The following is a 13,973-nucleotide window of genomic DNA, read 5'->3' as shown; positions in this document are numbered from 1 at the left end:
ATTAGTATTTTTTGATATCATAAATATGAGATGTTAAAATAACCATTACATTTATTTACATATATTTATTTATTTTTAATAAATGCTTACACAACTAAATCATCACCACCTCAATAGCTTTATATATTTTAAGGGGAAAATATGAAATTAAAGTTAGTTGAGCTCGCAAAACTTGCAGGAGTCTCACGAACAACAGCCAGTTATGTGGTTAATGGGAAAGCAAAGGCATATCGCGTTAGTGATAAAACCATTGAAAAAGTCGAAAAACTGATTAAACAATATGATTTCAAGCCTAATGCGATGGCAGCTGGGCTACGAGCGGGGAAAAGTCGCACTATTGGTTTAATTGTCCCTGATTTTGAAAACGCGAGTTTTGCCAGAATTGCAACACATCTAGAAGCTGGATTTCGCCAGAAAGGTTATCAATTAGTCATCGCTTGTTCTAATGATAACCCAGAAACAGAAATGCAATGTGCTAAGCATCTTATCCAACGTCAAATTGACGCCCTGATTGTCTCCACGACATTACCTGCCGATACTGATTTTTATCAACGCCATGCCAATATTCCGATTATTTGCTTCGATCGCTATCTTGCTCTCAATAAGATACGTGTTTTGACAGACGATGAGGGGGACGCATATCGATTAGCAACACATCTAGGGAGACATTGTGAGGGAAAGCGGATGCTTTTTTTAGGCGCGCTACCTAAGCTAGGGCTCAGTCGAAAACGAGAACTTGGTTTTCGTCAAGCGCTCTCTGATAAGGCGAATCAAGTGGATTATCTTTATGCCTCACAGTTTCATAAATTAGCAAGTGCAAAGGCGTTTCATCATTGGTTAGAGAAACATGAGATGCCAGAAGCTATTTTTGCTACATCATTAACATTGTTACATGGTGTTTTTCAGATTTTGATTAAACGCTATCATCGTATTCCACGTTCGCTTATCATTGCAACTTTTGGTCATCACGATATGTTAGATCTGTTGGAAAATAAAGTGATTTGTTGTGTACAAAACCACCAAAAAATTGCACAGACCTTACTGCATCTTGTATTAAGTCGAATGAAATCAAAGAACGTTAAAGTGTCTGATGAAGTAATTATTCGAGAAATTATCGAATCACGCATTTAATGTGATGGTACGTCTTCAAGTTCTACGATAGGGACCGTTGTCGGTGGTGGCAACGGTTCTGGCTCACCTAAAAAATAAGGTTCCTTTTCCATTAAAATATCGAGTATCACTAAAATACGTGCAAAGAACTCTCTAAATCGTACAAAATAATGTCCTTGTGGATAGTCAGCGGCAAAACAAATGGCATCAATATTGTGATATTTAGCAATGAACAATGCACGTTCACAGTGGAATTTTTGCGTGATAATGGTGAATGAATGTGCTTTGAAAACTTGTTGTGCACGGATCACGGAATCCAAGGTGCGAAAACCTGCAAAATCCATATACATAAATTCAGCAGCGATGCCCATTTTTCGTAAGTCTTTGAACATATTACGCGGTTCATTATATTGATTCGTACGGTTATCACCACTCAGTAAAAGATAATCGATCTTACGTGCGGAAAAAACCTCATGTGCTGCTAAAAGGCGATTGTGATAAAACAGATTGAGTGTATTTTTCTCAAAATATTTAGATGTCCCTAATACTACACCGTAAGGACGATAAGGCAGTTTATTGATGTCTGTATAGATATTTTTCCGAACATAAAAGCCAATGGCTTGATCAATAAGGACTAATAGCACAATAAAAGATGACAAGGCAACCAATATATAACGTATCGCGCGTTTATAATATTGGGAAGTTAAAAAAGTCAAAATAGATGTCATTTTCAAACTATCATCACGATTCGGAAACTGATGTTCACCATAATGAAAAAAGAGTTGAAGTGCAAGCTGAATTTTAGTAGATTTGTACGTAAAGATGTTTAGACGTCTATAAATCCAATAAAAGTAAAGTGAACATAACAACAAGAATAAGCAGGCGGTAGCATGGCTGTACAGAAAGTGAAATTGTTTACGGAAGCTCCTTTTACCCTAAGTTTAGGCGGGACGCTCCAAGATATTGAGATCGCATATCAAACTTATGGTGAGTTGAATAAAGAGAAAACGAATGCGATTCTTATTTGTCACGCCCTAACGGGGGATGCAGAGCCTTATTTTGCTGATCATTCACAGCGTGGTTGGTGGCAGACATTTATGGGCGAGGGGCTTGCTTTGGACACGTCTCAATATTTCTTTATTTGTTCTAATGTGTTGGGAGGATGTAAAGGTACAACGGGTCCTTCCTCTATTAATCCGAAAACGAATAAACCTTACGGCAGTCAATTCCCGAACATTATTGTGCAAGACATTGTTGCGCTACAAAGGGCGTTATTGACATATCTCAATATTCCTCGTTTACATGCGGTGATTGGGGGATCTTTTGGCGGTATGCAAGCCACACAATGGGCAATTGATTATCCAGATGATGTGAGTAATGTCATTAATTTATGTTCTTCTCTACTATTTGGTGCAGAAGCAATTGGTTTTAATCATGTGATGCGACAAGCCGTGATTAATGATCCCAATTTTAATGGCGGAGATTACTATGATAGTCAACCTCCGGAAAAAGGGTTAGCGATTGCGCGTATGTTGGGAATGTTGACTTACCGAACCGATTTACAATTGACCAAAGCTTTTGGGCGTGCCACAAAAGCAGAAACGGAATTTTGGGGCGATTACTTTCAGGTAGAATCCTATTTAAGTTATCAAGGAAAAAAATTTTTAGCGCGCTTTGATGCCAATAGCTATCTTCATTTACTCAGAGCGTTAGATTTATATGATCCAGGCTTTCAATATGAGAGCTTGTCCGCGGCATTAGCCAGAATCAAAGCTCGTTACACGTTAGTAGCTGTCGAAAATGATCAATTATTTAAGTTGACGGAGCTACAAAAGAGTAAAAAGCTCCTCGAGGAAAGTGGCGTCAATTTAGTTTATTATCAATTTTCTTCCGATTATGGGCATGATGCGTTTTTAGTTGATTATGCTTTTTTTGAGAAGAAAATTCGATTAGCGCTTGCTAATCAAGACTAGACGCTGTACGTATTTTCTGCATTTGGTGATCTTCGAATTTTTTCATTAATTCCAGCAGAGATTGTCCACTCGGTAAACATAAATCAGGGGCAATTTCGAACAGGGGGACGATCACAAATTCACGATTGGTCATATCGTAATGGGGAAGGGTCAAGCGTTCAGTCTGACATACGACATGATCGTAAAGCAAAATATCTAGATCTAAAGTGCGTTCACCCCAACGGCGAAGGCGCACTCTACCTTGTGTATTTTCAATCTGCTGTAAATGATCAAGGAGCGTTAAGGGCGGTAGCGTAGTTCGTAAATGCGCTACCGCATTTACGTAATCTGGCTGATCTTGTGGACCAAGTGGCTTACTTTGGTAAAAAGAACTGACATGGATTAGCTGAGTTGTAGGTAAGTTAGCTAATGCTGCCAGAGCCGCCTCTAACTGCGCAATTGGTGTTTGTAAATTGCTTCCTAATGCAATATAGACAGACTTCATATTAAGTTACCCTATGAGGACGAGATCGCTTTAGGTTTACGACGCTTTCTCGCACGATAATATTTTTTCTTCGGCTTAGGGTGTAAACGTTGTTGCTCTTTGACCAAGTGATCACGTTGTTCTGAATTACTAAATTGATATTCATGCCACCAGGTTGCGAGCTCAATGGTTTCTCCACCTTCAACCTCTGAGCGCATCGCTAATAGATCAAACGCCGCACGGAACTTAGGGTGTTCCATCGTACGAATAGGTTGCTGTCCTGAACGTTTGAGTAATTGCAATTGCAAAAACCAGATATCTCGGATCACAGCGGTGTGACGACGAGGCGCGGCAAGGGCGGCACAGAACAAATCTAAGATTTCAGAGCTAGCCAAGGCATAAGCATCATGATTATTTAATCCACCTTCATTTTTCAGCATCTCCACTTTTTCACGTAATGGATACCAGAAGAAAGCAGCAAATAAGAATGCAGGATTGATGCGTAATTTGTCAGCTACACGTTCATCTGTGGAAGTCAGTGCTTTGAGAATCATCCGTTCTGCAAGACTGTCACCTTTCTCAGTGAAATAAGGCATCAGTGAAGGGAAGAGTTGCTCAAATAGTCTATATTGACGTAACAGTTTATAGGTTTTTACACCGTACCCAGCTTGGAGTAATTTTAAACATTCATCAAATAGCCTTGCTGGTGGAATATTTTTAAGTAACGGCGCTAGCTCACGAATTGGCTGTTCGCTTGGTTTTTCAAGGAACATATCCAATTTTGCCATAAAACGCACTGAGCGTAACATCCGCACAGGATCTTCTTGATAACGTTTTACAGGATCGCCAATTAAGCGTAATTTGCCAGCTTTGAGATCCTCAATACCATGAAAATAATCACGCAGGGTATTATCTTGTGGGTTATAGTACAGTGCATTAACGGTAAAATCGCGGCGTTCCGCATCTTGTTCTAATGTGCCATACACATTATCCCGTAACAGCATGCCTTCTTTGCTTTGTTTAGCGAGGCTTTCATGATTATTTTCATTATGACTTGCACGAAAGGTCGCAACTTCAATGACATCTCGACCAAACATGATATGTGCCAATCGGAAACGACGACCGACTAAACGACATTGACGTTGAAAGATCGTTTGAATTTGTTCTGGTAATGCATTCGTCGCCACATCGAAATCTTTTGGGTGTTTCCCAAGTAATAAATCTCTTAAACAGCCACCGACAATATAGGCTTCAAAACCATGGCGATGCAGTTTTTCTACAATCCCTAAGGCATTGCGATTGATCATGCGGGGAGTAATACCGTACTGCGATGCTTTAAAAATCGATTTATTGTAATGGTGCGAAAGTTTGGCTTGTTTGCTATTTGACACATTCCGAATCTCGCGTGTGGTTATGGGCTCAGAATGCGCGTTTTTGGATAATAACGGGGTAGAATCTGTTTTTTCTCTTTCGACTAAATAGGCTTTTGTTTTTTTATTAAACAGATTTTTGATGTATTTTAAAATAGTAGACCTCATCAAGTGTGTTTAGCATATTCGTAAAAAAGTGCGGTGAAACAAACCGCACTTTCGAAATGTTTTAATGATAATAACGGGGGAAAATAGGTTAGCCAACCATTTGTTTTTCACGAATTTCGGCAAGTGTTTTACAATCAATACAAAGATCAGCAGTTGGGCGTGCTTCTAAGCGACGAATACCAATTTCAATCCCACAAGAATCACAGTAACCAAAATCACCGGTTTCTAATTTTTTCAATGTGTTCTCAATTTTTTTGAGCAGTTTACGCTCACGATCACGTGTACGCAACTCTAAACTAAACTCTTCTTCTTGTGTTGCACGATCCGCAGGGTCTGGGAAATTAGACGCTTCATCTTGCATATGGGCAACGGTACGGGTTGCTTCCTCTACAATTTGATCACGCCATGCTTGTAAGATTTTTTTGAAATGAAGCAGTTGCGCTTCATTCATGTATTCTTCGCCTACCTTTTCTTTATATGGTTCAACACCAGCTAAGGCTAATATACTTAAAGAGGATTTAGACATTGGGTTTCTCCTAATTAGAAATTCATCCATCGTATCAATGGTTGAAATTACATATTCATACGCATTGGCGTTGATTTAGTTAAGTTTAAAATGACCTATTCAGGTATCTAGTATTTTAAAAAGCGTTATAAATAGCAGAACTTAACTCAATTATCAAATGAATTTACCTGATATTACAATTTTTCTTGAAATAAATCTGATTTTTGAGATCTAGATTACAAAATGAGAGTCAAAATTTACTCGCTTTCCGCCTTGTAGATAATGATTTCGTTTTTTCACAAACCAGCGTGGAAAGTATGAAAAACGCTCTTTTGTCAATGTCTGTCGTGACCGTATTCAGCGCCTGTTCGTTACTTTGGCTACCTGAACATTTCTTGCTTCATTGGCACATAACATTGTTAGTCTTCGCATTATTGCTAGTCAGCATAATCATTTGTGTTCTTTGTGGCAAAAATCACTGGATTTCTCCTCTGATCTTTGTAATGAGTTCAGTAGGCATTTTAGGCTATATTCACGATCAAGCTCGTCAGACATTATTGCAAGCGGACTTGGTTGCTCAACTGCCTCGAAAGATAGAGACAGAATTTAAAATCATTGAAGTATTACAACAAAAAAACTATCAAACTTTTGTGGTTTCTGCACAATTGTCTCCGCAACAAGCAAAACAAAAAATGATTCTTCAATGGCACGCGCAAGAAAAGGCACAGATAGGGGAGATTTGGAAAGGAGAACTACGGCTCAGACCGATTTCATCAAGGCTCAATATGGGCGGTTTTGATAAACAGCAATGGTATTTTGCTAAAGGCATTACCGCTTATGCAACGGTAAAAAGTGCGGTTAAAATAAGTGAACAGTTATCTTGGCGAGAAAAATGGTTGCGAGAGGGAGTGAAACAGACCATGCAGCTGGAATATCAAGGTCTGTTACTTGCGCTGGCTTTTGGTGAACGGGCATGGTTACCCACAGACATTTGGCAAACTTATCAAAAAACTAACACAGCACATGTGATTGCGATATCGGGTTTACATATTGGGCTTGCGATGGGAATAGGTTATTTCTTTATCCGTTTAATTCAGTTCCTATTGCCATTAAAGTGGGTGACACCGACCTTGCCAATCATTGTTGGGCTTCTTTTTGCATGGTTTTATGCTGAGTTGGCGGGCTTTAGTATTCCAACATCACGCGCGTTTTTTGCTTTAACTGTCGTGTCGTGGGTAAAACTTTGGCGGCGTTCTTATTCTGTTTGGCAATTTTTTTTATTAGTTGTTGCTTTGTTATTGCTAGGTGAACCATGTATGATTTTATCGAGCAGTTTCTGGCTGTCGGTTGGTGCTGTGAGTGTATTAATGCTTTGGTATCAAATTTTTCCGCTGTCTTTATTACATTGGCGAGGAAAAAAGATCACAGAGAGTCCTTGGCGCAACTGTCGTTGGCTCTTTAGTCTTCTTCATTTGCAACTTGGTTTATTGTGGCTTTTTACTCCCGTTCAATTATTGCTTTTTCAGGGAATAGCTTTAACGAGCTTTATGGCGAATGTGCTTGTGGTGCCTATCTATAGTGTGATTTTAATACCATTGATTTTATTGGCGGTGATCACTCAAGGGGCATTTTCCTTTTGGTCTATTGCAAATACTATTGCGAAATATGTCACGATGCTTTTAACTCCATTACAATCTCATTGGGTTGTATTCTCACAGCAGGAAATACTCTGCCTGATCGCGATTTTAGCTTTAACTTTTATTATATTGATTTGGTATCTCTATGATTTAAAAAAAGAATCACTGAAGTGCTACGCTAAAGTACCACGTTTTTTTCATCTTAATCAAATGCGGCTGTTAAATCCGTCTTTAAAATGGAAAACTTATTTACTCGCTGTTGGCATCAGTCTTTACTGTTTCTTACAGATACTTTATAAGGAGATATCTCAACCGCTTTGGCGTTTAGATACGCTCGATGTTGGACAAGGGTTAGCTAACTTGATTGTCGTGAATGGGAAAGGGGTTTTGTATGATACGGGGGCGTCTTGGGCGGGAGGAAGTATGGCGGAACTGGAAATTATACCCTATTTACAAAGAGAGGGGATTGAGTTAGAACAGGTGATTTTAAGCCATGATGATAATGATCATGTCGGGGGCGCAGAAACAATTCTAAAACATTACCCTCAAGCGAAGCTGATGACGGCATCTGCTCAAAATTACGGAAAAACTGACCGCACTTTTTGTGAAGCCGGTAAAACCTGGACTTGGCAACACTTAACATTCAAGGCCCTTTCACCGACTAAAATAGTGAAGCGAGCGAAAAATACGGACTCTTGTGTGTTACTGATCTCAGATGGTTCTCATCATCTCCTCTTAACTGGTGATGCAGATATTGCTGCGGAAAAGCAGTTTGTGAATCAGTTAAGCCAACTTGATGTGTTACAAGTTGGACATCATGGCAGTAAAACGTCAACAGGGTATGAACTTCTTTATCAAACACGACCAAAAATCGCACTGATTTCAAGTGGTCGTTGGAATCCATGGCAATTTCCACATGTTCAGGTTGTACAACGACTTAAACGTTATCAAACGGCTGTATATAACACTGGTGAGTTAGGACAAATTAGCTTACTTTTTCATGCTAAACACATCGAAATTCAAACCGCAAGAACGGATTTTTCGCCTTGGTATCGTAGATTAATTGGCTTGTAAACAAAATAAAGGTACAATGTCGCCCAATTTAATTTGAAAGCGAAAAAAATTTATGCAAGATAAAGATCTTTCAACAGTACAGACATTTAAACGGTTATGGCCAATTATTAGCCCTTTTAAACTTGGATTAGTAGTATCGGGTATTGCTTTAGTGATTAATGCATTAGCCGATGCAGGATTAATTTCTTTATTAAAACCTCTTTTAGATGAAGGCTTTGGCAAGGCGGATGTTTCTTTTTTACGTACAATGTCATACGTTGTGGTCCTTGTTATCTTCCTGCGTGGTATCAGTAATTTTATTTCATCTTATTGCTTATCTTGGGTTTCCGGTAAAGTGGTGATGATTATGCGTCGTCGCATTTTTAAACACCTGATGTTTATGCCCGTACCTTTTTTTGATCAAAACTCCAGTGGACGACTGTTGTCTCGCATCACTTATGATTCTGAGTTAGTGGCGAATTCCTCTTCGGGGGCGTTAATTACAATTGTCAGAGAAGGTGCCTATATTATTTCTTTGTTAGCAGTGATGCTTTATACCAGTTGGCAGTTATCTATTGTTCTGTTTTTAATTGGTCCGATTATTGCTGTACTAATTCGTTTTGTTTCAAAGCGTTTTCGAGAATTAAGTAAAAATATGCAAAACTCAATGGGAGAATTGACCTCTACCGCAGAACAAATGTTAAAAGGACATAAAGTAGTACTCTCTTTTGGTGGACAAATAGTGGAAGAAGAGCGTTTCAACCATGTCAGTAACGATATGCGTCGGAAAGGAATGAAAATGGCGGTTGCAGATGCGATTTCCAATCCGGTTGTGCAAATTATTGCTTCTTTTGCCTTGGCTGCGGTGTTGTATTTAGCGACAGTCCCAACCATTATGGATCAAAATCTAACAGCGGGTTCCTTTACTGTCGTCTTTTCATCGATGCTAGCGATGATGAGACCGCTAAAATCCTTGACGAACGTGAATGCACAGTTTCAAAAAGGGATGGCTGCTTGTCAAACCTTGTTTGCGTTATTAGATTTAGAAACGGAGAAAGATCTAGGAACACATAAAGGGGAAAATGTTCAAGGCTATTTGAGCTTTAAAAATGTTACTTTTACTTACCCAAGTCGAGATGAGCCAGCATTACGTAATTTATCTTTTGATGTTGAAAAAGGGAAAACCGTAGCACTTGTTGGGCGTTCTGGTTCTGGTAAGTCAACGATCGCGAATTTGGTGACGCGTTTTTACGATGTTGATCAAGGTGAAATTACGTTAGATGGCATTAATATTCAAGATTATCGTTTATCCAGTTTACGTAAGAACTGTGCGGTTGTTTCACAACAAGTTCATTTATTTAATGACACTATTGCAAATAACATCGCCTATGCGGCAAAAGACAAATATAGCCGTGAGGAAATTATTAAAGCCGCAAAAGATGCCTATGCTATGGAGTTCATTGAAAAGCTTGAGCATGGCTTAGATACGGTAATCGGAGAGAATGGGGTGAATTTATCTGGAGGTCAACGTCAGCGTTTGGCGATTGCTCGCGCATTATTGCGAAATTCCCCAGTGTTAATTTTAGATGAGGCAACTTCCGCATTGGATACAGAATCTGAACGCTCAATTCAATTAGCATTGGAGAAATTACAGAAAGAACGTACCGTCATTGTGATTGCACATCGCTTATCTACAATTGAAAATGCTGATGAAATTTTGGTAATTGAGCATGGTGAAATTAAAGAACGTGGTTCACATAGCGAACTGCTTGCATTAAATGGTGCATACAAACAGTTACATCATATTCAAGTTAATCATTAATTCTTTTTAACTATCACAGAAAGGGGTATCTATGCAATTTTGGTATTCACGCACGTGGATCACTTGGTTGATGCTGCCACTTTCTTTTTTATTTTGGCTCATCAGCACTTGCCGCCAGTTCCTCTTTAGAAAAGGGATATTCGCCTCTTATCGCGCCCCTGTGCCCGTGATTGTCGTAGGAAATCTTTCTGTGGGGGGAAACGGTAAAACCCCTGTCGTTATTTGGCTGGTCAAACAGTTACAACAAAAAGGTCTCAAGGTTGGTGTGATTTCTCGTGGCTACGGAAGCCAATCATCTGTGTATCCTTTACTTGTGACGCCAGACACGGATCCTATTCAGGGGGGCGATGAACCAGTCCTTATTGCAAAACGTACACAAGTCCCTGTTTGTATTTCTGCTAATCGTCAACATGCCATTGAATTGTTATTACAGCATCGACCTGATTGTGATTTGATCATCAGTGATGATGGATTACAGCATTATAGATTACAACGTGATTTTGAAATTGTGGTGCTCGATGTACAACGTGGATTCGGTAATGGCTTTTTACTACCTGCTGGACCATTACGTGAGTTACCAAGCCGTTTAAATACAGTAGATCTGATTATTTGTCATGGTCAGGCGAGCAAGTATAGTGATGTAGAAATGACACTTGTACCTCATCATGCCATTAATCTTGTGACAGGTGAATCACGCTTATTGAGTGATTTCCATCGTGTTTCTGCTATTGCGGGTATTGGGCATCCACAACGTTTTTTCTCGATGTTAGAAAACTTATCAATGCAATTAATTCAAACCAAAGCGTTTCAAGATCATCAAACGTTTGAGGCAGCACAATTTGTCGATTTTGATCAAACTCAGCCTTTGTTAATGACGGAAAAAGATGCGGTCAAATGTCTGTCTTTTGCGCAAAAGAATTGGTGGTATGTCCCCGTAGAGGCAGAGATTAAAGGTGAAAAAGTGCGGTCATTTTTGGAAAAATTTGATGAAATTCGCAAAACAGTATGAAGTGAGGAAACATGGATTCAACATTATTAGAGATTGTCGCTTGTCCTATTTGTCATGGGCGTTTAGCGCTTGATCAAACCAGCCAGAAATTAGTCTGTCATTTTGATAAAGTTGCTTATGACATCAATCAAGGTATCCCGGTATTGTTAGCGGAACAAGCCATGCCTTTATCCGCAAGACAAGAGGAGCCGTAGTATGACAAATTTTACGGTCATTATCCCTGCACGTTATGCGTCAACACGTTTACCTGGGAAACCTTTAGCGGAGATTGCGGGAAAACCGATGATTGCACATGTCTTTGAAAAGGCGATGCAGTCAGGTGCAAAACGCGTCATTGTTGCGACAGATCATGAACAAGTTGCGACAGTTGCACGAGGATTTGGCGCAGAAGTTTGCATGACATCTGAAACACATCAGTCAGGAACTGAGCGATTAGCTGAAGTGGTTGAGAAGTTAGGTATTGCGGAAGATGAAATCATTGTCAATATTCAAGGAGACGAACCCTTGATCCCACCGGCAATTGTACGTCAAGTTGCTGAGAATTTAGCAAAATACCAAGTAAAAATGGCAAGTTTGGCGGTCAACATAACGGACCCCGAAGAATTGTTCAATCCTAATGCGGTCAAAGTATTGACTGATCATGCCGGCTATGTGTTGTATTTTTCCCGTGCACCGATTCCATGGCATCGTGATCAATTTGCCTCTTTACCAAAAGAAAAAAGCACAAGAGGACAATTGGTCTTGTCTGATCACTATTTACGTCATATAGGTATTTATGCCTATCGTGCAGGTTTTATTAAACAGTATATTCAATGGCAACCGAGTGCATTAGAGCAGATTGAAAGCTTAGAGCAATTACGGGTGTTATGGTATGGTGAAAAAATCCATGTAGAATTAGCGCGAGAAGTGCCGCCGGTTGGCGTGGATACCGCTGAAGATTTAGAAAAAGTGCGGTCAATTTTAGAAAAATAAAGGGCAGGCGTTTAGCGACGCCTGATGCTGTTTATGTTTGATGCCAAATCCTTTTTAGCCAATGTTTCCCACGATGCGGGTGTTTATCGTATGTATGACGAGAAAGACACCGTCATTTATGTGGGAAAAGCGAAGGATCTGAAAAAGCGCCTCTCAAGTTATTTTCGCACTCATCTTAGCAGTAAAAAAACAGAGGCGCTGGTTAGTGCGATTGCACGAATTGACACCACGATTACATCGTCGGAAACAGAAGCCTTATTGCTTGAGCATAACTACATTAAGACCTATCAGCCGCGTTATAATGTTTTATTACGCGATGATAAATCCTATCCCTATATTTTATTAACCGCAGATCGCCATCCTCGTATTAGTGCATATCGAGGAAGTAAAAAAATTAAAGGCGAATATTTTGGACCTTATCCGCATGCTAGTGCGGTCAGAGAAACCCTTTCTTTACTGCAAAAACTCTTCCCAATCCGCCAGTGTGAAAATGCCGTTTATAACAACCGTTCTCGCCCTTGTTTACAATATCAGATTGGACGATGTGTAGCCCCTTGTGTTGCAGGTTATGTGACGGATGAGGCTTATTTACAACAAGTTGAGTTAGCTCGTCTTTTTTTACAAGGCAAAGACCAGCAAGTGCTTGAACATTTGATACATAAAATGGAACAAGCCAGCCGAGCACTGGATTTTGAAGAGGCTGCTCGCATCCGTGATCAAATTCAAGCTGTCCGTGCCGTCATGGAAAAACAATTTGTGTCCACTGAACGTCTGGATGATATGGATATTCTCTCGATTGCTTACCAATTAGGTATTGCTTGTGTTCAGGTCTTGTTTATCCGACAAGGTAAAATGTTAGGGAATCGGAGCTATTTCCCTAAAGTACCGGCAAATACAACGTTGTCTGAGTTAACGGCAACCTTTGTGGGGCAATTTTATTTACAGGCACACCAAGGACGCAGTATTCCACACCGTATTATTGTTGATCATAAGTTATCGGAAAAGACCGAGTTAGAAGAATTACTGACTCAGCAAGCGGGGCGAAAAGTTCATATTCAAGACAATACAAAAGGTGAGAAGAGTAAATACTTGCAACTAGCCAAAATGAATGCTCAATCAGCATTAGTCACTCAGCTTAAACAAAGTACGTTACTCAAAGAACGCTATCAAGCGCTGCAAGCCATTTTACAGTTAGGTGAAATTCGACGTATGGAATGTTTTGATATTAGTCATACAATGGGTGAACAAACCATTGCATCTTGTGTGGTTTTTAATCAAGATGGACCATTAAAGTCGGACTATCGTCGATTTAATATTACCGGAATTACCGCTGGGGATGATTATGCAGCCATGGAGCAAGCCTTGCTAAAACGTTATGATAAGCCACTTGAGCAAGAAAAAATCCCAGACGTGATTTTTATTGATGGTGGTAAGGGACAACTTAATCGCGCGTTACAGACGTTTGCTAAGCTAAACGTGAAATGGGATAAAAATCAACCGCACTTAATTGGTGTGGCGAAAGGCATTGATCGGAAAGCAGGGTTAGAAACCTTAATTCTAAGCAAACAGGGAAAAATACTTCATTTACCTTCTGATCATTTAGCCTTACATCTGATTCAACATATTCGTGATGAAAGCCATCAGCATGCGATTAGTGGACATCGTAAAAAACGCCAACAAGCCTTTTTACAGAGTGGCTTAGAATCGGTAGAAGGTGTTGGTGCAAAACGCCGTCAAACATTGTTGAAATATTTAGGTGGGATGCAGGGGGTCAAAAAGGCTACGCTAGATGAAATCGCCTCTGTCCCAGGCATTTCTAAAGCCCTTGCCGAACGAATTTATGATGCTTTGCGAGATTAATACATGAATCTTATTAGGATATGAAAATTCC

General features: G+C 39.7%; 12 protein-coding genes. 8 read left to right on the top strand and 4 right to left on the bottom strand.

The genetic code is table 11. The features are described 5' to 3' along the window. Positions 1–141: 141 nt before the first annotated feature. Positions 142–1,131: a catabolite repressor/activator gene (cra, locus tag CKV69_RS04490; RefSeq protein WP_014326151.1), complete on the top strand. Its 990-nt coding sequence runs from the start codon at positions 142–144 to the stop codon at positions 1,129–1,131. Here the strand turns inward: cra and CKV69_RS04485 are convergent. After that, positions 1,128–1,838 (bottom strand): SanA/YdcF family protein, encoded by a 711-nt coding sequence (locus tag CKV69_RS04485; RefSeq protein WP_005722678.1) that lies wholly within the window; start codon positions 1,836–1,838, stop codon positions 1,128–1,130. The two genes, cra and CKV69_RS04485, sit on opposite strands and share 4 nt — an antisense overlap. A gap of 162 nt (positions 1,839–2,000) precedes the next feature. Between CKV69_RS04485 and metX the strand changes: the two genes are divergently transcribed. After that, positions 2,001–3,083 (top strand): homoserine O-acetyltransferase MetX, encoded by a 1,083-nt coding sequence (gene metX / locus CKV69_RS04480; RefSeq protein ID WP_005756957.1) that lies wholly within the window; start codon positions 2,001–2,003, stop codon positions 3,081–3,083. On the opposite strand, the gene folK is transcribed toward metX, so the two are convergent. The 3 genes from folK to dksA form a co-directional block, all read right to left on the bottom strand. Then, positions 3,070–3,567 (bottom strand): 2-amino-4-hydroxy-6-hydroxymethyldihydropteridine diphosphokinase, encoded by a 498-nt coding sequence (folK, locus tag CKV69_RS04475; protein ID WP_005716864.1) that lies wholly within the window; start codon positions 3,565–3,567, stop codon positions 3,070–3,072. The two genes, metX and folK, sit on opposite strands and share 14 nt — an antisense overlap. A gap of 11 nt (positions 3,568–3,578) precedes the next feature. Next, a complete protein-coding gene (gene pcnB / locus CKV69_RS04470; protein ID WP_014326149.1) occupies positions 3,579–5,084 on the bottom strand; it encodes a polynucleotide adenylyltransferase PcnB in 1,506 nt (501 codons plus the stop codon). Positions 5,085–5,172: 88 nt separating this feature from the next. Then, on the bottom strand, positions 5,173–5,610 hold the full coding sequence (dksA, locus tag CKV69_RS04465; RefSeq protein ID WP_005716860.1) for an RNA polymerase-binding protein DksA: 438 nt from the start codon (positions 5,608–5,610) through the stop codon (positions 5,173–5,175). 296 nt (positions 5,611–5,906) lie between these two features. On the opposite strand from dksA, the gene CKV69_RS04460 reads away from it, so the two are divergent. The 6 genes from CKV69_RS04460 to uvrC are packed head-to-tail and all read left to right on the top strand — an operon-like array spanning position 5,907 to position 13,942. Continuing rightward, positions 5,907–8,300: a DNA internalization-related competence protein ComEC/Rec2 gene (locus CKV69_RS04460; RefSeq protein WP_162869652.1), complete on the top strand. Its 2,394-nt coding sequence runs from the start codon at positions 5,907–5,909 to the stop codon at positions 8,298–8,300. Between the two features lie 52 nt (positions 8,301–8,352). Next, positions 8,353–10,101: a lipid A ABC transporter ATP-binding protein/permease MsbA gene (gene msbA / locus CKV69_RS04455; protein WP_005754315.1), complete on the top strand. Its 1,749-nt coding sequence runs from the start codon at positions 8,353–8,355 to the stop codon at positions 10,099–10,101. A gap of 31 nt (positions 10,102–10,132) precedes the next feature. Continuing rightward, the gene (gene lpxK, locus CKV69_RS04450; protein ID WP_014326147.1) at positions 10,133–11,110 is read left to right on the top strand and encodes a tetraacyldisaccharide 4'-kinase; all 978 of its coding nucleotides are present in this window, start codon (positions 10,133–10,135) and stop codon (positions 11,108–11,110) included. Between the two features lie 11 nt (positions 11,111–11,121). Next, entirely contained in the window at positions 11,122–11,304 is a 183-nt protein-coding gene (locus CKV69_RS04445) for a Trm112 family protein (RefSeq protein ID WP_005716837.1), read from the top strand. Position 11,305: 1 nt separating this feature from the next. Beyond that, on the top strand, positions 11,306–12,082 hold the full coding sequence (kdsB, locus tag CKV69_RS04440) for a 3-deoxy-manno-octulosonate cytidylyltransferase (RefSeq protein ID WP_005756949.1): 777 nt from the start codon (positions 11,306–11,308) through the stop codon (positions 12,080–12,082). A 24-nt stretch (positions 12,083–12,106) separates the two neighbouring features. Next, on the top strand, positions 12,107–13,942 hold the full coding sequence (gene uvrC / locus CKV69_RS04435) for an excinuclease ABC subunit UvrC (protein ID WP_016504410.1): 1,836 nt from the start codon (positions 12,107–12,109) through the stop codon (positions 13,940–13,942). The last annotated feature ends 31 nt before the right edge of the window (positions 13,943–13,973 follow it).

The sequence above is a fragment of the Pasteurella multocida genome, from assembly GCF_900187275.1.
Lineage (GTDB): Bacteria > Pseudomonadota > Gammaproteobacteria > Enterobacterales > Pasteurellaceae > Pasteurella > Pasteurella multocida.
Note: the sequence above shows the minus strand (reverse complement) of the source record. Positions and strands in the feature narration are given on the sequence as shown.